Genomic DNA, 23,019 nt, shown 5'->3' with positions numbered 1-23,019 from the left:
TGCCCGCTGCGATTACAGCCAGCGCACCTTCTTGAGGTAGCGGTAGAGCGCGATGCAGCCCGCGGCCACCAGCACGATCATCACCGGATAGGCATAGGGGTGGTCGAGTTCCGGCATGTGGTGGAAATTCATGCCGTACCAGCTGGCGACCAGTGTCGGCACCGCCAGCAGACCGGCCCAGCCCGCCAGTTTCTTCACCACTTCGCCCTGGTTGATGGTGACCAGCGACAGGTTGGTGTTCATCGCGGTCGAGGCCATCTCGCGCTGCACGTCGATGATGTCGGCGGTGCGCGCGGCGTGATCGGCGATGTCGCGGAAATACGGGCGGGCTTCGTCGGGGATGCCGAAGTCCTGGATGCGCACCAGTTGCTTGAGGATGTCCTGCATCGGCAGCACCGCCATGCGCATCTTGGTCAGTTCCTTGCGCAGCGTGTACAGGCGGCGGATGGTGCCGCGGCTGAAATCCTCGGCGAAGATCGCGTGTTCGAGGGCGTCGAGTTCCTCGGCGAAGGCATCGACGATCGGTTCGTAGTTGTCGACAATGAAGTCGAGCACGCCGTGCAGGGCCACCACCGGCCCCATTTTGAGGCGGTCCGGTTCGCGTTCGAGTTTCTGGCGCACGGGCGCGAAACTCAGCGACGCGCCATGACGAACCGTGAGCAGGAAGCGCGGGCCGTAGAAGATGTGGGTTTCGCCGAGGCGCAGGTGGTGGTCGACCAGTTGCGCCGTGTGCACGGCCATGAATAGCGTGCTGCCGAACACTTCCAGCTTGGGACGCTGGTGGGCGCTGTGCGCGTCCTCGATCGCGAGATCGTGGAGACCGAATTCTTCCTGCAACTCGTCGAGCTGGTGCTCGTCGGGCTCGTAGAGTCCGACCCAGACGAAGCTGCCGTCGTCCTTCGCCAGCACGTCGCTGATGTGTTCGAGCGGAATGTCCTGGCGCACGCCATCGTGGTAGACCGCGCAATTGATCACGCAGGCGAGGGCGTTCGCGGGGGGTGGAGCGGGTGGCGAAGTGGTGGTCGGAGTATCCATCGCCCGCATCCTGCACTCAGTCGCGTGAACGGACAAGCGTGCGGGGCGGCCAGGTTGCCGCCAGCGCCCAATGGATCGGCACCAGCAACGCCACCCAGGGCGCGTTGCGTTGCAGCGGCCCCAGCCACGACACCATCAGACCGCAGAAGGCGAATACCGCCAGCAGCATCAACACGCCACGGCCGAACCGGCTGTCGTTGCCGTACACCCACTGCAGCGCCGGCCACAGCATCAGCAGGGCGAGCGGATTGAGCAGCCACAGATTGTGGTTGGCGGCGGCGACCCAGTGCGCGGTGGCGATCCATGCATAGAGCGACACCGCGCCGAACACGCCGCAGAACAACCAGAACGGCAGCGCGAAGGCGGCGAGCAGGCGCGGGCGCCTGCGTCCGAATGCGAGGATCAGTGCGGCCAATGCAAAGCCCGTGATCAGGAACGGCCACAACGGCAGCGATGCCTCTTCGGGCGCCGGCGCGAGCCGATGCGGCAGCAGCTGTTCCGTCGCACTGACCAGGGGCGCGCCGTTGTTGTTCGCGGTTGCGAGGCTGTCGGCGAGGCGCTGCGGCAGGAAGGCGTCGTCCCAGTGCGTCAGCGGCACGTCGCTGGACGGACCCAGTCCCAGTTCGAAGCCGTAGCGCATCCACGGCGCGGGCGATGCCAGGCGCGTCGCTTCGCTGCGAAAGGTTTCGCCGTTGGAGCTGCCTTCCAGCTGGCGGCGCAGTTGGCCGCCAAGCGCGCGATCGAGCGCGTCGCGCACGCGGGTGGTGCAGTTGTCGCGGAAATAATCGTAGTGGTAGCGGCTGTTCTGCGGTTGCGCGTTGAGTTCCAGCGCCGATTGCAGGGCCTGCGCCTGTTCCGGCGTCAGGTTCAACCACTGGATCGAGACGCCGCGGCCTTCTTCCTGGTAATTCTGCAGGTCCTCGCGCAGCGGCAGCGGCACCAGCGAATACAGCATTTCGCCGCGGATGAAGCGTCCGGTGAATCCGGGCTCGCCGGGATCGAAGAAGCCGAAGTTGTAGGAGATCGGTTCGCCCTTGGCCAGATCGGCCACGATGATCGCGTCGTGGCCAAAGCGTTCCCAGAAGACTTCGCCGGGCTGCATCGTCATCACGCCGATGCGTGGCATGGCCGACGCCGGCAACGCGATCAGGGCAAGCAGGAAAATCTGCAGTACCGCCCGCACCCACTTCATCCCGCGTGGACACCGACATGGAAGGCGTGCACGCGACGGGCATCGGCGTTGGCGACGCGGAACACGAAACGGCCCATCGCCAGTTCCTCGCCGGCTTCGGGCAGGTGCCCGATCGCCGCAGTCACCAGGCCGCCGATGGTGTCGTACTCGTCTTCGTCGAAATCGGCGCCGAAGCGTTCGTTGAAATCGCTGATCGGCGTCAATGCATCGACCACGAACTGGCCGTCGGCGCTGGCGCGGATGTGTGCGGCGTCGTCGCTGGCGTCGTCGTGCTCGTCGTCGATGTCGCCGACGATCTGTTCCAGCACGTCCTCGATGGTGAGCAGGCCGGCGACGCCGCCGTACTCGTCGATGACGATGCCCATGTGGTTGCGCGACAGGCGGAACTCGCGCAGCAGCACGTCGAGGCGCTTCGATTCCGGAATCAGGAAGGCGGGACGCAGCAGGTCGCGCAGGCCGTGATCCTTCTGTTCGACCACCACGCGCAACAGATCCTTCGCCAACAGGATGCCGAGGATCTCGTCCTTGTCCTCGCCGTGCACCGGGAAGCGCGAATGACCGGATTCGAGCACGACCGCCAGTGCTTCCGCCATCGGCTGGTCGATCTGCAGCATGGTGATCTGCGCGCGCGGCACCATCACGTCGTCGACGGTGAGGTCGGAGATCGCGATCGCGCCCTCCATCATCCTCAAGGTGTCCGCGCCGATCAGGCCGTCGGCGCCGGCATCGCGCAGGAATTCGAGGACATCGCCACGGGTGGTGGGTTCGCCGGACAGTGCGGCGCCAATGCGTTCCAGCCAGCTCCGGTGTTCGGGCTGGCCGTTGGGACTGTCAGGATCGTCGGCCATTGGGTCGAGCGGGTCGCGTCATTGCGGGGAAGACGGTTCAGTCTACCTTGCGGCGGTGGCTCGCTGGTGACTGTCGCATTCAGGCGTAGGGATCGGCGATCCCGAGCTCCAGCAGCACCTCGCGTTCCAGCTGCTCCATGGCCTGGGCATCGGCGTCGTGCTCATGGTCCCAGCCCAGCAGGTGCAGGCAGCCGTGCACGGTCAGGTGCGCGTAATGGTGGTTGAGCGATTTGTGCTGTTCCTTCGCCTCTTTCGCCACCACCGGCGCGCACAGCACCAGGTCGCCGAGCAGGGGGAATTTCGCCGCCTTGGGCAGTCCGGGCGGACGCTCCGCCGGGAAGCTCAACACATTGGTGGCGTAATCCTTGCCGCGATAGTGGCGATTCAGCGCACGGCCTTCGTCGGCGCCGACGATGCGCAACGCGAGATCGGCTTCGAGGATGCGGCCTTCCAGCGCCGACGCCACCCACAGGCGGAAGCTGTTGGCGGCCGGCACGCCGGTGCGTGGCACGGCGTAGCTGACAGCGACATCAAGGCGAACGGGTCCGCGGGTCATGAGGGGAGTTTACGCCAGTCGGGCAATCGGCAGATGCCGCCAGCCTTTCAGCCCAGCAGATCGGCAATCGAGTCAATGACTTCCATGATGCGCAATTTGTCGATTTCGGAAGCAACCCGGAACACGCTGAGCAAGCGTACTTCGCTGGGGGTGTGGGGGATGAGTCCTTCCGCGCCGGCGACAGGTTCGAATAGCGATTCGACCACCATTGGCCCGCGTCCTGTTGCTAGCCATTCAAACGATATCCCGGTCAGTGCGGCCAACTTCTGCAGGTTGCTCGTTGACGGACGGGCATCCAGGTTTTCCCAATTGGTGATGGCGCTGCGGCCGATGCCCAGGCTGGCTGCCATGGCCTTTTGCGAGAAACCAATTTTCCTGCGTGCGATGCGAATGCGTGTTGCGATATCCATGGCAAACCGGGAGGTTGTGGGGTTTACATAAATAAATTGAAGAAGGCATTGCAGGCATCTCCAACATGACCCCACATGCTTACGTTAGCTTCGTTGTTCGTTCCTCGCTGTCAGATTTTTCCGATTTTCATATGCAAAAACTGAATTCGAATCGCGATCGATGAATTTGTACAGTTTTGCTGTCATCGGGAGATTTCATCGAAGAAAATTCATGAACACATTGGAATGGCCGCCTGCGATTTCTGACAGGTCAAGCATTTTGTCCATTGACGAGATTCATCGCCGCCAACTAGAACTGATCGCAAGACGGATTGCATGCGAATCAGATGTCACAGGGATTGTTTCGTAAAGAAGTTCTGGAAGCCAAGCGCGCAAGTTGGTTGGGCAGCATCTCGCTGGTGCAACCACTGTCGCTATGGGTATTGACAGGTTTTGCCGCGGCTGCGGCTTTGGCGATTGTTCTGTTTCTGGTGCTCGGGAGCTGTGCCCGTCGCGAACGTGTCACCGGGCAGTTGGTGCCCAGTCGGGGTTTGGCAACAGTGTTGGCGCCGGCAACAGGCGTCGTCTCGGTGGTAGATATTCCGGAGGGAGCAAATGTTCAATCCGGCCAGCGCCTGGCGGTGGTGACGATTCCATCCGCGACCGCTGCAAGCGGCAATACCGCGCAAGCACTGGAAGCGGGCGTGCAGGAGAAAGAGCAGGGGTTGTTCGCAGCACAGACGGCACAGGACGCGGTCTTGAACACGCAGGCGGCTGGTCTCTCCGCGCAGCTGGCCAGTGCCCAACGCGAATGGACTCACATGCAGGATGAGATAGCGACCCAGCGTCGGCAGGTGGCCGTCGCCAATGATTCACTGGATCGCCTGAAACGCGCCGAGCAGGACAAGCTGGTCAGCATCCTGCAAGTGAAGCAGCAGGAAGGCGCGGTGCTGGCCCAGGCAAGCCAATTGCAGGCATTGCAACGTCAGGCCATCGAAGCACAGCGCAACATCGAACAACTGCAACAGCAATTGCGCTCCATCCCTGGTCAACGCATGACCGCGCAAGCCAACTATCGCCGCGATCATGCCGCGCTGGAACAGGAACGAGTCGAAACTGCCGCGCGGGGCGCGCTTCAGGTCAATGCTCCAGTCAGCGGACTGGTAGCGACCCAGCTGGCAAAGCCGGGGCAGGCAGTGCAAGTCGGCCAGCCATTGATGAGCGTGTTGCCCAACGACAGTGCCTTGGAAGCGGAACTGCTGGTGCCGAGTCATGCCATCGGCTTCATCGAGCCGGGGGATCAGGTGTTGTTGCGCTATCAGGCATTTCCGTACCAGAAGTTCGGGCACTACGAAGGGAAAGTCACCCGGATCAGCCGCAGCGCATTGAGTCCGAATGAAATGAATGCTCTGGGGATGAAAAGCGACAGTAGTGAAACCGTTTATCGCGTGATGGTGCAGTTGGCGAAGCAGACGGTGATGGCTTATGGCAAGCCCGAAGCACTGAAGCCAGGAATGGTGCTTGAAGCGGATGTGCTGGGTGAAAAGCGTTCGCTGATCGAGTGGATATTCGAGCCGTTGTATTCGCTCAAGGGGCGGGTGTGATAGGTATGATTTCGGGGTGGTCCCGGAACGGGGCGCAACGTTTTGCGCAGTTTTCAGGAGTAGGTAATGCGTGCATTGACCGTGATTGAAATCGAAGTTGTATCAGGAGGGGATAATGAATGGACGGATCCGGACTTTATGCCGCCGTCAAATCCGCTGGGAGATCTTGCGAGTACGCCCAAGAAGCAGCCTACTGCGAATCAGCAGGCGGTAGCTATCTGTGACAGCCAGAACCTAGCAAATAGCGCGACAATCACGTTCCTTGCCAATAGCGGTTCGACTTCTGCCGCAACTACCGTCGGTGCCAGCGCTGGATTGCCCGGTACTGCAAGCGTGACGGCATCGACTGGGGTGACGGGAACGTCAAATACGGGCTATACAGTCACTACGAATTGTGGGGATGCCAGATCGCAGCCCGATTTCAGTGGCGCTCAGACTGGGGCTTTCGGTACTACGATTCCAGGTAGTTCTCCGCCGCGATGATGAGACCGATTGATTCGCTGCAAGGCACATGCATTCGCATGTGCCTTGTCATTCTGGCTACGTTGTCAGTGTGCGGCTGTCAGTCGTCTCGTGGGACGGCAGAACCCATCTCGCTTAGCTTGGATCGGAATATCTGGTTCGTTGGTACTCCATCACCGCGCACCATCATGGTTTGGTATGGGAAGCCACATTCACTGAATGATTGCCCTGGGCGCCCAGGGCTGGATAGTAAGCTTGTTTCAAGGCAAAAAGAGCGCATCGTTTTCGCAAGTTCCTGCAAATATTTGCATGTTCTAATGGGGAGTGACTATGCAGAGATCTCAAGTGCGAAAATGAGGAGGATTGTTGCTACCCATGAATCATTCCACATAGCTGTTCAAGCTGGAATTCCGGTCAGAATGAAGTTCAATCTTCTGGATGAAGAGGATGGGTTGCCCATAAATCCAGACAAGGTGAATGGCTTTTATCGCGCGCTGACAACTATATTGCAGTCGGGAGATAACACGGGGATATGCAAGCAAATGCATGCAGAATATGGAAGGCTCAACACAAATGAACAGATTTCTGTAGCTAGCCGGATTCAACTTGAATGGCCTGCAGAGTACTACATGGTCAAAAAAATAAATCTGACAGAGAAGGAGTATCTGAAATTTAGATTGGATGGCCTGAGATTCTCTTCCAATGGCTTCAAATTTCCGCCGGGAGACTGGCTCTATATTTCGAGTTATTACGGGTTCAAGAAAATCTCGGCTCGGTATTCGGCAATCGAATGGCAAAAAAAATACCAGGATGGTGAGATGTTGCTGGACATACTCAATGAGTCCTTAGGGTGCAAGGAAAACTTGGTTGCCCATGCGGCGCCCACTGTTTTTACGATGGAGGCACCCAGCAAACTGTATGGCCCTTGATGGGCCTCTTGGTAATGTCATGAAGCCTGTTCTCCAATCTGAAGCCGCCGAATGCGGCCTCGCTTGCCTTGCGATGGTGTTGAATCACTACGATCGCAACGTGGAGGTGGCGGATCTTCGACGCACCCAATCGGTCTCCTTGAAGGGAATGACGCTCAAGGATTTGCTCAAGATCGCGTCGGATCAAGGATTGTCGGCACGGCCCGTACGCCTGGAACTCGGTGAGCTGTCGCAGTTGTCGTTGCCCTGCATCCTGCATTGGAACCTGAACCACTTCGTGGTCCTAACCCGGGTCACGCGAACGCACCTTGTGGTGAACGACCCCGCAGTCGGCCGCAAGAAAATCTCCCTTCGCGAAGCCTCGGAACAGTTCACCGGGGTGGCAGTGGAGTTATCGCCTGCGGCCAGCTTCGAGAAGCAGGAGTCGAAACCGACCGTTTCCCTGAAGCAGTTGTCGGGCTCGATCTGGGGGCTGCGCCGCGGCCTGTTCCAGATCCTGTTGCTGTCGTTGGCGTTGCAGATCTTCGCACTGGTAGCCCCGCTGCTGTCCCAGCTGGTTATGGATCAGGTGATCGTGGGGCGGGACTACAGTCTGCTGACCGTCGTCGTCATCGGCTTTGCCTTGTTGATCGTGATCCAGATGGGCATCGGGCTTGCCCGCAGCTGGGCCGGCATCGTGCTGTCCACACAATTGGGGTTGCAGTGGAATGCCAATGTGCTGCGTCATGTCCTGAAGCTACCCAAGGACTTTTTCGAGAAGCGGCATCTGGGAGACATCACCTCACGGATGGGATCGGTCAACACCATCCAGGGCATGGTGACATCCAGTGCGGTCAGCGTGATTCTCGATGGGTTGATGGCAGTGACCACGCTTGCGGTGATGCTCAAATACAACTCCATGTTGTTTCTGGTCAGCCAGGCGGCATTGGCGATCTATTTCGTAGTTCGCTTTGCCAGCTATCGCATGTTCAAGGAGGCCAACGAGAAGCAATTGGTCCTCTCCGCCAAACAGAACAGTTACTTTCTCGAAACCCTGCGCGGGATCGGTTCCATCAAGGTGTCTGGAGTCGAGCAGGACCGGCATTCGACTTGGCTGAATCTGGCGACACAGACCCAGAATCAGGGCATCCGCATCTCCAAGATGGGCATGTGGTACGGCACGGCCAATGGCTTCATCTTTGGGATCGAAAAGCTGCTGATCATGTATTTTGGTGCCAGGCTGGTGATGGACAACACGTTTTCCATCGGCATGTTGACGGCCTTTCTCGCCTACAACGAGCAGTTCAGCAGCCGGATCGCCAGCCTGATCGATACTTTCATCGGCTTCAAGATGCTGCGGCTTCACAGTGAACGCCTAGCCGATATCGTGCTGACCGAACCCGAAGCGGGATATGACCTGCCGGAAGTGCCCGCTCCGTCCCATGCGGGCATTGAAGTCAGCGGACTGAGTTACCGATACGCCGATGGCGAACCCTGGGTGCTCAAGGACTTCAATCTGTCCATAGCGGACGGGGAATCCGTGGCCATCGTCGGGGCCTCCGGCTGCGGCAAGACGACATTATCCAAACTCCTGCTCGGCCTGCTCACCCCCAACCAAGGCACGATCCGGATCGGGGGGCTGGATCTGCACAAGACCGGTCCGCGCAACCTGCGGACAATGATGGGCGTGGTGATGCAGGACGATCAACTATTCGCCGGCAGCATCGCCGAGAACATCAGCCTGTTCGATCAGGAGTTCGACCAGGAGCGGATTGAGCATGCTGCGAAGCTGGCCGCGATCCATGAGGAGATCATGGCGATGCCCATGGGCTACCACAGCCTGATTGGCGATATGGGCAGTTCGTTGTCCGGCGGGCAGAAGCAGCGCATCCTCCTGGCGCGGGCACTGTATCGCAAGCCCAGACTGTTGATTCTGGACGAAGCCACCAGTCACCTCGATGTGGCCCGCGAGCGGCTGGTCAACGATGCCGTCAAGGAACTCAAGCTGACCAAGGTCATCATCGCCCATCGTCCCGAGACCATCGCCAGTGCCGATCGTGTGCTGGAAGTGGAAGGGGGCAGGGCCGTGCGGGATTTCAAGCCTGTTATCACGCCACAAGCCGAGCAGCCTGTCGTTCTGCAGGCCTAATCTATCTTGGAGTCGATCCCTATGGAGATGATGCTTAACGATGTTGAAAAACAAGCGCTCCTAAAACTGCGTAAAAAGCAAAATCAATGGCCACTTATGCGGTGGGTTTTGATTGTGTTGGGGGTATTGAACATATTTGATGCTGCTTCAGTCTATTTGAGATATCACGACGAAGCGCTTGCCCTTCTAGCCAGTTCAGCCGGATTGGTTTCAGTAGTCCTTGCTGTGTCGATGTGGCACGGGAATCCGGCGCGAATTCTGTTGCTCAAGCTGTTCGAGACCCAAGATCGATCGTAGTCTTGCTGTGCATTCAAATTGATGGTTCTTCACGGCTTGGTTCGGATGATTTATGTTTCGCTATGCCGAATCCTATTCCGTTCTAGTTGTTGCTTATTCGTATATTAATTCGCGGAGTGGATATGTCAAAACCGGAAAATGAAAATCAGAATGCTGTTTTCAATGCGATTCTGGTTATATCGCCTTGTCTTTTCAGTTTGCTCATAACTCTTCGCGTCAATATGATTTGGGCTGTGCCAGTCGCTCTAATATTGAGTGCGATCCTCTTGAAGTTGGCCACATCCAAGCGCCAGAAGATCGCAGTCGCGATTGCTTGCATTGTTCCAGCACTGCTTGTGGCCACGATAACGTTTAGCTATCAGATTGGTAAGAGCATGGCGCTTCGAGATAATTCAACATGCGCGATCAGTTCAAAGGGCTGATCGCAGTCAAACCAATTTTCAGTGCTGTTACGCGTCAGATATTAAACGTCAAGGATTATATTTATGACAAGCGGATTTTTAGAGCCATATCTGTCTGGCGTGCTTCCATGGCTTTATAATTTATAAAGAGTCCCCAGTCTGGACTGCCGTTGGACTAATAGGCAATGCAATCTTCGGATCACGCTTCCTGATCCAATGGCTTCACTCGGAAAAACACAAGAAAATTATTGTGCCCCCGATTTTTTGGCAAATGTCTTTTTGGGGTAGTTTGCTGGCCCTGTTTTACGCTTTCCATATCGACAAGCTGCCAGTAATTCTCGGGGCAGTTGCCTTGCCCTTCATCTACAGTAGAAATATCGTGCTTCAGAGGCGCCAAGTTGCGGCATAACTCAAGCATTAGCTCTGCGTCGGAATCCCCATGATTAAGCAAAAGGCATTCTTTTTCTCTGGGTTGATGTTTTTACTGGCAGGGATCATTCTGTTGAGCGTTGGCCTGTCTGAGCATAAGCGCGCCTTGATAGTATTAGGCTGCGCAAATATTGTTCTCGCCGCCACATACGGCGCGTTGGCTTATCGTGAAGCCAAATTCAATAAGAAAACTAATCGGTAGGTCTAACTGCACGTTCAAGCTGATCCCGCTTTACGGCATTGATTGTTGCAATATGCCGGTTTTGCAGTTCCGGTTGCCAGTCTCGATGCGGTATGACTCAGGCGGCATTACTGCCGCTTTCGCCATCGCGCGCATCCCGTGCCTCATACGCGTTGACGATCCTCGCCACCAGCGGATGACGCACCACGTCGCGCGATTCGAAGAAGGTGAAGCTGACGCCGTCGACATCGCGCAGGACTTCGATGGCATCGCGCAGGCCGGATTTCACGTGCTTGGGCAGGTCGATCTGGGTCATGTCGCCGGTGATCACCGCGGTACTGCCGAAGCCGAGTCGCGTCAGGAACATCTTCATTTGTTCGATGGTGGTGTTCTGCGCCTCGTCGAGAATCACGAAGGCGTCGTTGAGCGTGCGTCCGCGCATATAGGCGAGCGGCGCGATCTCGATCACCGATTTCTCCAGCAGCTTCACCACCTTCTCGACGCCGAGCATTTCGTACAGGGCGTCGTAGAGCGGGCGCAGGTAGGGATCGACCTTCTGGGTGAGGTCGCCGGGCAGGAAGCCGAGCTTCTCGCCGGCCTCGACCGCCGGGCGCACCAGGATCAATCGTTGCACGCGCGATTCGTTGAGTGCATCGACCGCCATCGCGACCGCGAGGAAAGTCTTGCCGGTGCCGGCCGGGCCGATGCCGAAGTTGATGTCGTGGGTGGCGATCTCGTGCAGGTATTTCTTCTGGTTGGCGCCGCGTCCGCGGATGTTGCCGCGCTTCACCCGCACCGACACGTCCTGCGGAACGTAATCGGCTTCGCGCCTGTCGCTGCCATCCCCATTCCCGTGCGCGAATGCAGCGAGGCGGACGTTGATGGCGTGGTCGTCCAAGGTCTCGCCCGCGGTCTCGTCGTAGAGCGAACGCAGCAAGCGTTCGGTGTCGGCGACCGCGGAGGCCTCCTCGCCGGTGATGCGGAACACGTTGCCGCGATTGGCGATCTCCACGCCCATCCGCAGTTCGATCTGGCGCAGGTGTGCGTCGAACGGCCCGGCCAGGTTGGCCAACCGCGTGGTGTCGTCGGGGTCGAGGGCGAAATCGCGTTGGGAGGTACTCATATGTGCATAGGGTACCGCCGAGTGCATGACGGTTGCGAACATGGCCCCTTGCACCGCGCTGCCCGGATAGCCCCGGGCAGCGCACGCCATTCAATCAGGCCGCAACCGCCTGCGGCTGGAATTGCTCTTCTTCGGTGGAACCCTTGAGGGCGGTCGTCGACGATTTGCCGCCCTGGATGGTCTGCGTCACCGCGTCGAAATAGCCGGTGCCGACTTCGCGCTGGTGCTTGACCGCGGTGAAGCCGCGTTCGGCGGCGGCGAATTCCGCTTCCTGCAATTCGACGAAGGCGCTCATCTGGCGCTGGGCGTAGCCGTGCGCGAGGTTGAACATCGAGTAGTTCAGTGCGTGGAAGCCAGCCAGGGTGATGAACTGGAACTTGTAGCCGTAGCTGGCGATTTCCTGCTGGAACTTCGCGATGGTGGCGTCGTCGAGGTTCTTCTTCCAGTTGAAGCTCGGCGAGCAGTTGTAAGCCAGCAGCTTGCCGGGATACTTCGCGTGGATCGCTTCGGCGAACTTGCGCGCGAATTCCAGATCGGGCTTGCCGGTTTCGCACCACACCAGGTCGGCGTAGGGCGCGTAGGCGAGGCCGCGGCTGATCGCCTGGTCGAGGCCCTTGTCCGTCTTGTAGAAGCCTTCGACGGTGCGTTCGCCGGTGCAGAACGGTCGGTCGTTGTCGTCGATGTCGCTGGTCAGCAGGTCGGCGGCTTCGGCATCGGTGCGCGCGACGATCAGGGTCGGCACGCCCATCACGTCGGCTGCCAGTCGCGCGGCAGTGAGCTTCTCGATCGCTTCGCGGGTCGGCACCAGGACCTTGCCGCCCATGTGGCCGCACTTCTTCACCGAAGCGAGCTGGTCCTCGAAGTGCACACCCGAAGCGCCGGCCTCGATCATTGCCTTCATCAGTTCGAAGGCGTTGAGCACGCCGCCGAAACCGGCTTCGGCGTCCGCGACGATCGGTTGCAGGTAGTCGATGCTGTCGTCGCCTTCGGCATGGCTCAGCTGGTCGGCGCGCAGCAGGGTGTTGTTGATGCGCTTCACCACCTGCGGGACAGAATTGGCCGGATACAGCGACTGGTCCGGGTACATCTCGCCAGCCAGATTGGCATCGGCGGCGACCTGCCAGCCCGACAGGTAGATCGCCTTCAATCCCGCCTTGACCTGCTGCATCGCCTGGTTGCCGGTGAGCGCGCCAAGCGCGTTGACGAAGTCCTCGCGGTTCAGCGAATTCCACAGTTTCTCGGCGCCGATCTTTGCGATCGAATGTTCGACGCGCACGGTGCCACGCAGGCGCACCACGTCTTCGGCGCTGTAGTCGCGGCGGATGCCGGCCCAGCGCGGGTTGTTGCTCCACTCGTGCCTGAGTTGTTCGGCGGAGGGAAGAGTGTTCGTGCTCATACAAATCTCCTGGCGTGCGGTTTGAGTGGTGGATGGAACAGGGATCAGGGCAGCTGCGCGTAGGCGGGCAGGGTGAGGAAGTCGGCGAGCGTGTCGGCGTGGGTGAGGTCGTGCAGCAAGGCGATGGCGTCGTCGATGCGGTCGCTGCCGGGGATGTTTGCGGCGCGCAGACGCGAGGGCAGGCCGATCAGCGCGCGCTCCAGCAAGGCGAAGTCGAGCGGGGTGCCGTCGTCGAGATGCAGATCACCGTGGTGCAGCCATTGCCACAATTGCGTGCGGGCGATTTCGGCGGTCGCGGCGTCTTCCATCAGGTTGTGGATCGGCACGCAACCGTTGCCGGCCAGCCACGCGGCGAGATAGCGCACGCAGACTTCGACATTGCCGTCGAAGCCGGCGCGGGTGATGGTGCCGAGGCTCGGACGCAGCAGATCCGTCGCGGAAACATTCACGTCTTCGCGCAGCACGTCGAGTTGGTTGTCGCCGGTCACGACCGTCGCGAAGGCGTCGCGTGCAATCGGGGTCAGCGCCGGATGGGCGACCCAGGTGCCGTCGTGACCGGCACGCGCCTCGCGCAACTTGTCGGCGGTGACGCGTTCCAGCGCGCGGGCGTTGGCTTCGGCATCGTTGGAGATCGGGATCTGCGCCGCCATGCCGCCCATCGCGAACGCGCCACGGCGATGGCAGGTCTGGATCAGCAATTCCGAATAGGCTTTCAGGAACGGCTGCGTCATCGTCACCTGGCCGCGTTCCGGCAGCACGCGGTCGCGATGTCCGCGCAGTGTCTTGATGTACGAAAAAATGTAGTCCCAACGCCCGCAGTTGAGCCCGACGATGCGATCGCGCAGGGCGTGCAGGATTTCGTCCATTTCGAACGCTGCGGGCAGCGTCTCGATCAGCACCGTCACCTTCAGCTGTCCATGCGACAGACCAAGTTCGTCCTCGACGAAGGACATTGCCTGGTCCCACAGCGCCGCTTCTTCCATCGATTGCAGCTTGGGCAGGTAGAAGTAGGGGCCGCGATCCTTCGCCGCGAGTGCGCGTGCGTTGTGGAAGCAGAACAGTCCGAAGTCGAACAGGGCGCCCGACATCGCCTCGCCATCGACGGTCACGTGCTTCTCGTCGAGGTGCCAGCCGCGTGGCCGCACGATCAGCACGGCGCGTTCCTGTTCCGGGCGCAGCGCGTAATGCTTGCCGTTGTCGCCAGTGAATTCGAGGTTGCCGGCGATGGCGGCTCGCAGGGCGATCTGGCCTTCGACCAGGTTGGCCCAGGTCGGGGAGGTGCTGTCCTCGAAATCGGCCATGTAGCAATCGGCGCCCGAATTCAGCGCGTTGATCGCCATCTTGGGATCGACCGGCCCGGTGATTTCGACCTGGCGGCGTTGCAGGGCGGTCGGGATCGCGGCCACCTTCCAATCGCCAGAGCGGATGGCGGCGGTATCCGGCCGGAAGTCGGGCAGGGCGCCGGCATCGTAGCGGGCCTGGCGCTGGTGGCGATCGTCCAGCAAACGGCGGCGAACAGGCTCGAATTTGCGGTGAAGTCCGGCCAACAGGGCCAGGGCGTCAGGGGTCAACAGGCCATCCTGTCCGTTGGCCTGGGCGGTCACATGCGGGAGGTCGGGCGCGAAGGTCTGGGGCTGGGCGGACATCGGCGGGATCTGCGGCACAGCGATCTGCTGCACTGCAACCATCCGGCGCCGGATAGTATTTCGCAACGCAAAGTTGTCAATCGAATATATTTGGAAAACTAATACTGAAATCCCGGCCATGAGCGAAGACCGCGACCACGCGCCTCGTTTCTCCTACAAGGGCAGCCGCCTCAAGCCCTTGCGCGCGTTCTGTCAGGTGGCGCGATTGGGGTCGATTTCGCGGGCGGCCGAGGCGCTGTTCCTCAGCCAGCCGGCGGTGAGCCTGCAGATCCAGGCGCTCGAACGCGAATTCGGCACGCGCTTGTTCCAGCGCCAGGGCCGTCGCTTCGATCTCAGCGAGGACGGCACGCTGCTCTACGGATTGGTCGCGCCGCTGGTCGATGGCCTCGACGGCTTGCACGGCAATTTCCGTGAAGCGCTGCAAGGGCAGGGAACCGGTGAGCTGCAGATCGCCGCGGGCACTTCGACCATCATCCACCTGCTGCCGCCGATCGTCGCCGCCTTCAAGGCCGCGCATCCCGACGTCAAGCTGACCTTGCACAACGTCACCGGTGCTGGCGGACTCGAAATGTTGCGCGCCGACAAGGTGGATCTCGCGGTCGGTTCCATGCTCGACGTGCCCAACGACATCCGCTACGCGCCGGCCTACAACTTCGATCCGATGCTGATCATGCCGCCCGACCATCCGCTGGCCGGCAAGCAAGACATCACGCTGTCGGATCTCTCGCCCTACGGATTGATCCTGCCGCCGCAGCGACTCACCACTTATCGTTTCGTCGACCTGGTGTTCCAGCGCGCGCGCGTGCCCTACACGGTGGCGATGGAAGTCGGTGGCTGGGAAATCATCAAGCAGTACGTGGCGATGGGCATGGGCATCAGCATCGTCACCTCGATTTGCCTGACCCCGGCGGACCACGAGCGTCTCGTTGCGCGTTCGCTGGCGCGCTATTTCCCCTCGCGAAGCTATGGCGTGGTACTGCGCAAGGGCAAGTTCCTGTCGAAGCACGCGCGCGCCTTCGTCGATCTGATCAAGCCGGACCTGCTCGATGCCCGCGACTACTACCACAGCGGTCATTCCGATCGCTGATACGGCTTCGATTGACCCTCACGATGGCGTCGGCATGAGTGGATCACCCCGGATAACATCCTGTTAACAAGACAAAGCGCACTGTGTTCTGGCACTACGGCGCAATGCCGTAACGGCCACTCAGCCGCGCGCACTTCCCCCTCCTTTCTCCGCACTGAGCCTTCGTGTTCCCGCCCCGGCAGGAACTCCGGCTTCGGCCGCCCGCCATTCCGTATATCTGCGGATACGCACTCCAAAAAGGCATCAAACCATGAGCACCATGACCAGCACTCCGAACACCAAGAATCTTCTCGATACCGCTGCCGCCGATGGCTCGTTCAAGACTTTCGGCAAGGCCATCGAGCAAGCCGGCATGAGCGACACCTTGCGCGGCACCGGCCCCTTCACCGTTTTTGCACCGACCGATGCGGCATTCGACAAGCTGCCAGCCGGCAAGTTGGACAACCTGTTCAAACCGGAAAACAAGCAGGAACTCGTCTCGCTGTTGAACTATCACGTCATGAACGGCCGCAAGTCGGTGGCCGACATCGGCAAGTGGGAAGCGGCAAGAACGGTCAACGGCCAATCGGCTCCGATCAAACTGGCCAATGACAAGGTCAGCATCGATGGCGCATTGGTGACTACAGGCGACATCAACTCGAGCAATGGTGTCATCCACGGCATCGACAAGGTCAATATTCCGACCAAGCAATAAGCATTCCGACCAGGCAACAGGATGTTGCTGACGTAAATCGGGAGTTGTGGAGCGGCGGGCAAGGGAGGGCCCGGCCGCTTCTTTTTTACATGAAGATGCTGAGCGCGACGACCGGCGTCACCGATCGTGTGTTGTGGCCCCACGCCGGGATGTAACGCGTTCCGAAGATCACGCCGATGCGCGGCGACCAGTTGTATTCAATCGCCGGAACGACCGCGAAGGTGTCGCTGGCGTGACTACGGCTGCGCACGCCGGATGCGTCGCGCAAAGTTGTCGCGGCGTCGTGGCGATAGTAGAAATCCGTCGCCACCACCCAGTTGCTGGTGATGCTGTATTCCCAGGCATTGTCGAAGGCAACGCTGTTTCCGGGGCGGGCATGGCCGTCGAAGCCGACGGCGGTGCCGTACACGCTGAGGTCGCGGACATGCGCGCGATCCGAATGGGAACCACTGATGTTGACGCGACCGCGCAGGATGCGGCCGTTCGGCATCCAGAAATAGTGCTGCGCGTAGATCCCGAGCGTCGTCGTGCGGGCGCCGCTGCCGAAGCCGTTGCTTGCGCGATCGAGGCGATCGTATTTGCCAGTCGGCAATGATTCCTCAATCGCGACGGCGATCGCCGGTCGGTTCTTTTCCCGCGAGTAGGTGGTCAGCGCGTATTGCGCATGCAGCGATATGTCACCGGTTCCGATGCGCGTGCTGCCACCACCGCCATCGATGCGGGTGTAGCCGAACAACGGGCGCAAGCCGACGGTGACCCGGTCGCTGAGTCCATAGAGCATGTAGGTCTGCGATCCCCAGGCATCGACGCCGGAACTCCTGGCGTCATAGAAATAGGATTCGACATAGCCGTGGCCTTTCGGCAGCGGCGCCGGCGAATTGGAGATTACCGAGCCCGTCCACCAGGCATCATCCAGCGATTGTTGCGCGGGCGAAGTGGTTTCTTCGGCGAAGGCGTGTCCTGCGATTGCGGATCCGCACAGGAAAGCCGCAAGCGACAGTGTGCGAGTCATGCGCTTGCAATCGAATCGATCGATGAACCGGGGCATCGCGGTTTCTCCATCTATCCCGGATTATAGGGACGAAAGCGGTGTGATCCGGATGTGCCGATCGTCAGGGTGATTGGACTGAATGCAGGCGTGCGCGCATCTTCGCGACATCAAGCCTGCGAATGACGCGTGGAAGATTGGTCCAGATCGCGTGATAGCCGTAACCGCCACGCTGCATCTCGCGGATCGCGTCTTCCTTGCTCCAGTCCTGCACCACCACGCGATAGGCCGCGATCATCACGCCGGTGCGGTCGGCGCCGTGTTGGCAGTGCACCAGCATGGGTTGTCTCGCTGGATCGCTGGCGATGCGCAGGAAGTCGAGGATCTCGCCGTCGGTGACGTGCCAGGTCCATACCGGGATGTGTTCGAGCGTCGCGCGTGGCGAGCCGGGGACGGTATCCGGCATTGGCCGCAGGTTGACGATGGTGCGGATCCCGAGCGCATCGGCAGCGGCGAATCCCTGTGCGTCCGGCAGCGACGAACGCCACAAGGTTGGCGTCACCCGGTGGAGGTTGTGCAATCCGGCGTTGGCGACGGGTTGCGCCCAGGTCGACGGGCGCTGCGTGGAATCAACCGCGTGCGTGGTCATGCAGCCGGAGACGGCGCATGCCAGCAGGGCCGCGATCAGGCATTGCCCGACTGCCGGACGTGCGATGAAGTGGGTCATGCGGATTCGGAAGGGATCTGTCGGATGCGACTTGCCGGGATGGGCGCCTGGGCACAGTATCGGTCAGCAGATGTGCACAGTGGGGGGAGGGAAGCGAATGCCTGCGAACAAGACGCAACCGACCGAAGCCAGTGTCGAGCAATTTCTCGCGTCGATCGAACCCGAGTCGCGTCGGGCGGATTGCACGGCATTGGTGGCGCTGATGGCGAAGGCCGCAAAATCGCCTGCCCGAATGTGGGGCAGCGGCATCGTCGGGTTCGGCGTGCATCGCTACAAATATGAGAGCGGGCGCGAAGGCGAGACCTGCGCCGTCGGTTTCGGTTCGCGCAAGGACGCGATCAGCATCTACGGCTTGCATGGCGCCGGCGAGGCATCCGGCCTGTTGGCGAAACTCGGCAAGCACAAGACCGGCAAGGGCTGCCTCTACGTCGCGCGCATGAGCGACATCGATGCCAAGGTGCTGGAGAAGATGGTGGCCGCCGCGACGAAGGCGCGAGCGAACGGTTAAACGACCGCCGCCACGCGCCCGCGCAAGGAATTCGGCAGCGCCTCGGTGATCACGACATCGACGAATCCGCCGACCAGGCGCGGATGTCCGGCGAAATTCACCTGGCGCATGTTCTCGGTCTTGCCGGTGAGTTCGCTGGCGTCCTTGCGCGAGGCGCCGGTGACGAGGATGCGCTGCATCGTGCCCACCATTGCCTTCGACAGCTCGTAACTGTGCGCGTTGATGTGCGCCTGCAGTCGCGACAGTCGCGCGTGCTTGGCCTCGTCGCTGACATCGTCGGCAAGGTCGGCGGCCGGCGTGCCGGGGCGACGCGAATAGATGAAGGAGAACGACTGGTCGAAACCGACGTCCTCGATCAGCTTCATCGTCTTCTCGAAATCGGCATCGCTTTCGCCGGGGAAGCCGACGATGAAGTCGGAGCTGATCGCGATGTCCGGGCGCACCGCGCGCAGCTTGCGGATCTTCTGCTTGAACTCGAGCGCGGTGTAGCCGCGCTTCATCGCCGAGAGGATGCGGTCGCTGCCGGACTGCACGGGGAGGTGCAGGTAGTTGGCGAGCTTGGGCACGTCGCGATAGGCCTCGATCAGCGAGTCGGAGAATTCCAGCGGATGCGAGGTGGTGAAACGAATGCGCTCGACGCCGTCGATCTCGGCGATGGTGCGGATCAACAGGGCGAGGTCGGCGACTTCTTCGCTGTCGCTGATCGGGCCGCGATAGGCGTTGACGTTCTGGCCGAGCAGGTTGATCTCGCGTACGCCCTTGGCGGCGAGCTGGGCGACTTCCACCAGCACGTCCTCGAACGGGCGGCTCACTTCCTCGCCACGGGTATAGGGCACCACGCAGAACGAGCAGTACTTCGAGCAGCCCTCCATGATCGAGACGAAGGCGGTCGGGCCTTCCGCGCGCGGCTCGGGCAGGGCATCGAACTTCTCGATCTCCGGGAAGCTGATGTCCACCTGCGGCCGGCCGGATGCGCGACGGGCGCGGATCAGTTCCGGCAGGCGGTGCAGGGTCTGCGGACCGAACACGAGGTCGACGTAGGGCGCGCGCTTGACGATGCCTTCGCCTTCCTGGCTGGCCACGCAGCCGCCGACGCCGATCAGGACAGGCTTGTCGCCTTGCTTCAGGCTGCGCCAGCGGCCCAGCTGGCTGAAGACCTTCTCCTGGGCTTTTTCGCGGATCGAGCAGGTATTGACCAGGATCACGTCGGCTTCTTCGGCGTTCGTGGTCAACTCCAAGCCTTCATGCTCAGCGAGAACGTCGGCCATTTTCGCCGAATCGTACTCGTTCATCTGGCAACCGTGGGTCTGGATATACAGCTTGCCTTTCACGGCAGTCAGGTCGGTCATCTTCGTCTCCGGGGCGCGGTGGGGAATCCGGGCCGGATGGGTTGGGGCGCATATTCTAATGCCGACCCCGTGTTCCGCACTTGTATCCGCCTGAATTTTGTGGAGACTTCGCAGGATGATCGGGGGGCGACTCGCGCTGGCTTTGTTCGCACTGGCATTGGCCGGACCCGCTGCGGCCGGCACCCTGTATCGCTGCGAAGGCGCCGGTGGCACCACCTATTCCGGTACCCGCCTGGCCGGGATGCGTTGCACGGCGATGAGCACGTACCGCTCCAGCCCCACAGCCGTTTCCCCGCCGCCTGCCGCGACCGTTGCGCCTGCCGTGCAGGGCGCGGCGCCCGTGGCGGTCGCCGCCAACGACACCCAGCCGGCCACCGCCGTCCCGACCGTTTCCGCGACCGGGAGCGCCACTGCCGGTCGAGGTGAGCGCCGTGTCAGTGGCGCGGTCTACTCCTATATGAAGGACGGCATCCGTTACGTCACCAGCAAGCCGCCGCGCGGTGTCGCCGCCGCCGACCTGAAGACCATCCGCTACTCCTTCATCGAGCGCTGCTTCGCCTGCGATCCGACTTCGCATATCAACTTCCGTACCCTGGCGCTGAACACCAGCGCCTACCAGAGTGAAATCTCCTCGGCCGCCAAGCTCTACGGCGTGGAGGAAGCGGTCGTGCGCGCGATCATCCATGCCGAATCGGCCTACAACCCGCGGGCCATGTCCCGGGTCGGGGCCCAGGGGTTGATGCAGCTGATGCCGGCCACCGCCCGTCGCTTCGGGGTCGGCAATCCCTTCGATGCCGCCCAGAACATCCAGGGGGGCGTCCAGTACCTGGCGTGGCTGGCCAAGCGCTACAACGGCGACCTCACCCGCATGGCGGCCGGCTACAACGCCGGCGAGGGCGCCGTGGACAAATACGGCGGGGTGCCGCCCTACAGCGAGACCCGCGCCTACGTCGAGCGTGTCCGCACCTTGGCCGATCGCTACCGGACCCGCAGCAGCGCCAACTGAGCACGGCGTCGCGGCCTTGGGGTGGCCCGGCGGATTGTCGGTTCGTTAAGCCTTCCGTTACACTTTCCTGTCGAACGATGGCCGGGCGTGGCAGCGCGTCCGGACGGATCGCCAACCTTACAAACATCTTTGCTTTCGGAGTGCCGGATGGCCAACAACGAAGTACACGACGGTCCGGCCAGCCCGGGACGTCGGCGCTTCCTGACCGCAACGACTGTGGTCGTGGGCGCGGTAGGCGCGGGTTTCGCGGCGGTTCCCTTCATCAAGTCCTGGAATCCGAGCGCGCGCGCCAAGGTTGCGGGCGGCCCGGTGACCGTCAACGTCGCCAACCTGGTGGCGGGCCAGATCCTCGGTGGCGGCGTCGCCTGGCGCGGCCAGCCGATCTACGTCATCAAGCGCACCACCCAGATGCTGGACATGCTGCCGCAGATGGACGCCATGGTCGCCGATCCGAAGTCGCAGAACACCGACCAGCAGCCCAAGTACGCGCAGAACGAACACCGTTCGATCAAGCCCGACGTGCTGGTGCTGATCGGCGTCTGCACCCACCTCGGTTGCGCCCCGGAGCTGCATTCCGAGGTGAAGCCCGAACCGTTCGATCCCGACTGGAAGGGCGGTTTCTTCTGCCCCTGCCACAAGTCGCGCTACGACATGGCCGGTCGCGTGCTGAAGTCGCAGCCGGCGCCGGCCAACCTGCCGGTGCCGCCGTACCACTTCGAAGGCGACAACCTCGTCATCGGCATCGATCCGCCGGGAGCCGCGTAAATGAGTAACGTCATCACGCGCACCGCGCAGAACGTCATGGACTGGGTCAACGAGCGGGCGCCGGCTTTGATGCCGATCTACCGCAAGCACATGACCGAGTACTACGCGCCGAAGAACTTCAACTTCTGGTACTACTTCGGCGTGCTCAGCCTGGTCGTGCTGGTCAACCAGATCCTGACCGGCATCTTCCTGACCATGCACTACAAGCCGGACGCGAAAGAAGCGTTCGACTCCGTCGAATACATCATGCGCGATGTCGACTGGGGCTGGCTGATCCGCTACATGCACTCGACCGGCGCCTCGCTGTTCTTCATCGCCGTCTACCTGCACATGTTCCGCGGCCTGATGTACGGCAGCTACCGCAAGCCGCGCGAGCTGGTGTGGCTGCTCGGCATGGTGATCTACCTGGTGCTGATGGCCGAAGCCTTCATGGGCTACGTGCTGCCGTGGGGCCAGATGTCGTTCTGGGGCGCCAAGGTGATCATCTCGCTGTTCGGCGCGATCCCGGTGATCGGCACCGACCTGACGCACTGGATCATGGGCGACTACATCCCGTCGGATGCCACGCTCAACCGCTTCTTCGCCCTGCACGTGATCGCGCTGCCGATCGTGCTGCTGCTGCTGGTGGTGTTGCACCTGGGCGCCCTGCACGAAGTCGGTTCGAACAATCCGGACGGCGTCGACATCAAGAAGGGCCCGAAGGGCAACCGCTGGGACGCGAACAAGCCGGCTGACGGCATCCCGTTCCATCCGTACTACACCGTGCACGACCTGGTCGGCATCGGTTTCTTCCTGATGTTCGCCGCGTTCGTGATCTTCTTCATCCCGAACTTCGGCGGCCTGTTCCTGGAACACGACAACTTCACTGCGGCCAACCCGCTGGTGACGCCGGCCCACATCAAGCCGGTGTGGTACTTCACCCCGTACTACGCGATGTTGCGCGTGGTGCCGTCGTTCTTCGGCATCAAGCTGTGGGGCGTGCTGGTGATGTTCGGTGCCATCGTGCTGCTGTTCCTGGTGCCGTGGCTGGACAAGTCGCCGGTCAAGTCCTATCGCTATCGCGGCAAGCTGTCGTGGGCGATGCTGCTGGGCTTCGCGCTGGCCTTTGTCTGGCTGGCCAAGATCGGCGGCGGCCCGGGTACCGATCCCAAGGAAGCGATCATCGGCCGCGTGCTGACCGTCTTCTACTACCTCTTCTTCCTGACCATGCCGATCTGGACCAAGATCGACAAGACCAAGCCGGTGCCGGAGCGGGTGACGTTCAACCATGACTAAGTCG

The 23,019-nt window shown here is 61.2% G+C and carries 21 protein-coding genes; 10 read left to right on the top strand and 11 right to left on the bottom strand.

The features are described from left to right. Positions 1–12 precede the first annotated feature (12 nt). From ABE093_RS03425 to ABE093_RS03405, 5 genes are all read right to left on the bottom strand, one after another. Positions 13–1,035 (bottom strand): magnesium and cobalt transport protein CorA, encoded by a 1,023-nt coding sequence (locus tag ABE093_RS03425; protein WP_430759439.1) that lies wholly within the window; start codon positions 1,033–1,035, stop codon positions 13–15. A gap of 16 nt (positions 1,036–1,051) precedes the next feature. Continuing rightward, positions 1,052–2,227, bottom strand: coding sequence for a DUF4105 domain-containing protein (locus ABE093_RS03420; protein WP_430759438.1), 1,176 nt, complete (start codon positions 2,225–2,227; stop codon positions 1,052–1,054). After that, positions 2,224–3,075 carry an HlyC/CorC family transporter gene (locus tag ABE093_RS03415; protein WP_430759437.1) on the bottom strand — a complete coding sequence of 284 codons (852 nt, stop codon included), beginning with the start codon at positions 3,073–3,075 and terminating at the stop codon, positions 2,224–2,226. The genes ABE093_RS03420 and ABE093_RS03415 overlap by 4 nt, the downstream gene beginning before the upstream one ends. Before the next feature lie 79 nt (positions 3,076–3,154). Further along, the gene (ybeY, locus tag ABE093_RS03410) at positions 3,155–3,631 is read right to left on the bottom strand and encodes an rRNA maturation RNase YbeY (protein ID WP_430759436.1); all 477 of its coding nucleotides are present in this window, start codon (positions 3,629–3,631) and stop codon (positions 3,155–3,157) included. Positions 3,632–3,678: 47 nt separating this feature from the next. Then, positions 3,679–4,041 carry a helix-turn-helix domain-containing protein gene (locus ABE093_RS03405; protein WP_430759435.1) on the bottom strand — a complete coding sequence of 121 codons (363 nt, stop codon included), beginning with the start codon at positions 4,039–4,041 and terminating at the stop codon, positions 3,679–3,681. 326 nt (positions 4,042–4,367) lie between these two features. Here ABE093_RS03405 and ABE093_RS03400 point away from each other — a divergent pair, with 326 nt between their 5' ends. The 4 genes from ABE093_RS03400 to ABE093_RS03385 all read left to right on the top strand — a co-directional run bounded on the left by ABE093_RS03400 (position 4,368) and on the right by ABE093_RS03385 (position 10,250). After that, complete coding sequence (locus tag ABE093_RS03400) at positions 4,368–5,624, top strand: HlyD family efflux transporter periplasmic adaptor subunit (RefSeq protein WP_430759434.1); 1,257 nt, start codon at positions 4,368–4,370, stop codon at positions 5,622–5,624. Between the two features lie 881 nt (positions 5,625–6,505). After that, positions 6,506–7,015: a hypothetical protein gene (locus tag ABE093_RS03395; protein WP_430759433.1), complete on the top strand. Its 510-nt coding sequence runs from the start codon at positions 6,506–6,508 to the stop codon at positions 7,013–7,015. 19 nt (positions 7,016–7,034) lie between these two features. After that, complete coding sequence (locus tag ABE093_RS03390) at positions 7,035–9,143, top strand: peptidase domain-containing ABC transporter (protein ID WP_430759432.1); 2,109 nt, start codon at positions 7,035–7,037, stop codon at positions 9,141–9,143. Positions 9,144–9,950: 807 nt separating this feature from the next. Next, on the top strand, positions 9,951–10,250 hold the full coding sequence (locus ABE093_RS03385; protein WP_430760075.1) for a lipid-A-disaccharide synthase N-terminal domain-containing protein: 300 nt from the start codon (positions 9,951–9,953) through the stop codon (positions 10,248–10,250). Positions 10,251–10,569: 319 nt separating this feature from the next. On the opposite strand, the gene ABE093_RS03380 is transcribed toward ABE093_RS03385, so the two are convergent. The 3 genes from ABE093_RS03380 to aceB all read right to left on the bottom strand — a co-directional run bounded on the left by ABE093_RS03380 (position 10,570) and on the right by aceB (position 14,616). Beyond that, complete coding sequence (locus ABE093_RS03380) at positions 10,570–11,574, bottom strand: PhoH family protein (protein ID WP_430759431.1); 1,005 nt, start codon at positions 11,572–11,574, stop codon at positions 10,570–10,572. A 94-nt stretch (positions 11,575–11,668) separates the two neighbouring features. Next, positions 11,669–12,970, bottom strand: a complete 1,302-nt coding sequence (gene aceA / locus ABE093_RS03375; RefSeq protein ID WP_430759430.1) for an isocitrate lyase — start codon at positions 12,968–12,970, stop codon at positions 11,669–11,671. 44 nt (positions 12,971–13,014) lie between these two features. Further along, positions 13,015–14,616, bottom strand: coding sequence for a malate synthase A (gene aceB, locus ABE093_RS03370; RefSeq protein ID WP_430759429.1), 1,602 nt, complete (start codon positions 14,614–14,616; stop codon positions 13,015–13,017). A gap of 118 nt (positions 14,617–14,734) precedes the next feature. Between aceB and ABE093_RS03365 the strand changes: the two genes are divergently transcribed. Together ABE093_RS03365 and ABE093_RS03360 are read left to right on the top strand one after the other, a co-directional pair. Continuing rightward, the gene (locus ABE093_RS03365) at positions 14,735–15,703 is read left to right on the top strand and encodes a LysR family transcriptional regulator (protein WP_430759428.1); all 969 of its coding nucleotides are present in this window, start codon (positions 14,735–14,737) and stop codon (positions 15,701–15,703) included. Positions 15,704–15,953: 250 nt separating this feature from the next. Then, positions 15,954–16,397, top strand: coding sequence for a fasciclin domain-containing protein (locus ABE093_RS03360; RefSeq protein WP_430759427.1), 444 nt, complete (start codon positions 15,954–15,956; stop codon positions 16,395–16,397). An 85-nt stretch (positions 16,398–16,482) separates the two neighbouring features. On the opposite strand, the gene ABE093_RS03355 is transcribed toward ABE093_RS03360, so the two are convergent. After that, positions 16,483–17,409, bottom strand: coding sequence for a transporter (locus ABE093_RS03355; RefSeq protein WP_430759426.1), 927 nt, complete (start codon positions 17,407–17,409; stop codon positions 16,483–16,485). A gap of 100 nt (positions 17,410–17,509) precedes the next feature. Continuing rightward, positions 17,510–18,112, bottom strand: coding sequence for a fused DSP-PTPase phosphatase/NAD kinase-like protein (locus ABE093_RS03350; protein ID WP_430759425.1), 603 nt, complete (start codon positions 18,110–18,112; stop codon positions 17,510–17,512). Positions 18,113–18,209: 97 nt separating this feature from the next. Here ABE093_RS03350 and ABE093_RS03345 point away from each other — a divergent pair, with 97 nt between their 5' ends. Further along, entirely contained in the window at positions 18,210–18,620 is a 411-nt protein-coding gene (locus ABE093_RS03345) for a DUF1801 domain-containing protein (protein ID WP_430759424.1), read from the top strand. Here the strand turns inward: ABE093_RS03345 and miaB are convergent. Beyond that, positions 18,617–19,969: a tRNA (N6-isopentenyl adenosine(37)-C2)-methylthiotransferase MiaB gene (miaB, locus tag ABE093_RS03340; RefSeq protein ID WP_430759423.1), complete on the bottom strand. Its 1,353-nt coding sequence runs from the start codon at positions 19,967–19,969 to the stop codon at positions 18,617–18,619. The genes ABE093_RS03345 and miaB overlap by 4 nt on opposite strands. Before the next feature lie 115 nt (positions 19,970–20,084). On the opposite strand from miaB, the gene ABE093_RS03335 reads away from it, so the two are divergent. From ABE093_RS03335 to ABE093_RS03325, 3 genes are all read left to right on the top strand, one after another. Then, positions 20,085–20,975: a lytic transglycosylase domain-containing protein gene (locus ABE093_RS03335; RefSeq protein ID WP_430759422.1), complete on the top strand. Its 891-nt coding sequence runs from the start codon at positions 20,085–20,087 to the stop codon at positions 20,973–20,975. Between the two features lie 147 nt (positions 20,976–21,122). Next, entirely contained in the window at positions 21,123–21,740 is a 618-nt protein-coding gene (gene petA, locus ABE093_RS03330; RefSeq protein WP_430759421.1) for a ubiquinol-cytochrome c reductase iron-sulfur subunit, read from the top strand. Next, positions 21,741–23,015 (top strand): cytochrome b, encoded by a 1,275-nt coding sequence (locus ABE093_RS03325; RefSeq protein ID WP_430759420.1) that lies wholly within the window; start codon positions 21,741–21,743, stop codon positions 23,013–23,015. The last annotated feature ends 4 nt before the right edge of the window (positions 23,016–23,019 follow it).

The sequence above is a fragment of the Solilutibacter silvestris genome (assembly GCF_050574925.1).
GTDB classification, from domain to species: domain Bacteria; phylum Pseudomonadota; class Gammaproteobacteria; order Xanthomonadales; family Xanthomonadaceae; genus Solilutibacter; species Solilutibacter silvestris_A.
This window is presented reverse-complemented; position numbering and strand designations above follow the sequence as displayed.

Coding starts and splice junctions, on each gene's coding strand:
- ABE093_RS03425 (WP_430759439.1), bottom strand. CDS start 1,035: ATGGATACTCCGACCACCACTTCGCCACCCGCTCCACCCCCCGCGAAC.
- ABE093_RS03420 (WP_430759438.1), bottom strand. CDS start 2,227: ATGAAGTGGGTGCGGGCGGTACTGCAGATTTTCCTGCTTGCCCTGATC.
- ABE093_RS03415 (WP_430759437.1), bottom strand. CDS start 3,075: ATGGCCGACGATCCTGACAGTCCCAACGGCCAGCCCGAACACCGGAGC.
- ybeY (WP_430759436.1), bottom strand. CDS start 3,631: ATGACCCGCGGACCCGTTCGCCTTGATGTCGCTGTCAGCTACGCCGTG.
- ABE093_RS03405 (WP_430759435.1), bottom strand. CDS start 4,041: ATGGATATCGCAACACGCATTCGCATCGCACGCAGGAAAATTGGTTTC.
- ABE093_RS03400 (WP_430759434.1), top strand. CDS start 4,368: ATGTCACAGGGATTGTTTCGTAAAGAAGTTCTGGAAGCCAAGCGCGCA.
- ABE093_RS03395 (WP_430759433.1), top strand. CDS start 6,506: ATGAAGTTCAATCTTCTGGATGAAGAGGATGGGTTGCCCATAAATCCA.
- ABE093_RS03390 (WP_430759432.1), top strand. CDS start 7,035: ATGAAGCCTGTTCTCCAATCTGAAGCCGCCGAATGCGGCCTCGCTTGC.
- ABE093_RS03380 (WP_430759431.1), bottom strand. CDS start 11,574: ATGAGTACCTCCCAACGCGATTTCGCCCTCGACCCCGACGACACCACG.
- aceA (WP_430759430.1), bottom strand. CDS start 12,970: ATGAGCACGAACACTCTTCCCTCCGCCGAACAACTCAGGCACGAGTGG.
- aceB (WP_430759429.1), bottom strand. CDS start 14,616: ATGTCCGCCCAGCCCCAGACCTTCGCGCCCGACCTCCCGCATGTGACC.
- ABE093_RS03365 (WP_430759428.1), top strand. CDS start 14,735: ATGAGCGAAGACCGCGACCACGCGCCTCGTTTCTCCTACAAGGGCAGC.
- ABE093_RS03360 (WP_430759427.1), top strand. CDS start 15,954: ATGAGCACCATGACCAGCACTCCGAACACCAAGAATCTTCTCGATACC.
- ABE093_RS03355 (WP_430759426.1), bottom strand. CDS start 17,409: ATGACTCGCACACTGTCGCTTGCGGCTTTCCTGTGCGGATCCGCAATC.
- ABE093_RS03350 (WP_430759425.1), bottom strand. CDS start 18,112: ATGACCCACTTCATCGCACGTCCGGCAGTCGGGCAATGCCTGATCGCG.
- ABE093_RS03345 (WP_430759424.1), top strand. CDS start 18,210: ATGCCTGCGAACAAGACGCAACCGACCGAAGCCAGTGTCGAGCAATTT.
- miaB (WP_430759423.1), bottom strand. CDS start 19,969: ATGACCGACCTGACTGCCGTGAAAGGCAAGCTGTATATCCAGACCCAC.
- ABE093_RS03335 (WP_430759422.1), top strand. CDS start 20,085: ATGATCGGGGGGCGACTCGCGCTGGCTTTGTTCGCACTGGCATTGGCC.
- petA (WP_430759421.1), top strand. CDS start 21,123: ATGGCCAACAACGAAGTACACGACGGTCCGGCCAGCCCGGGACGTCGG.
- ABE093_RS03325 (WP_430759420.1), top strand. CDS start 21,741: ATGAGTAACGTCATCACGCGCACCGCGCAGAACGTCATGGACTGGGTC.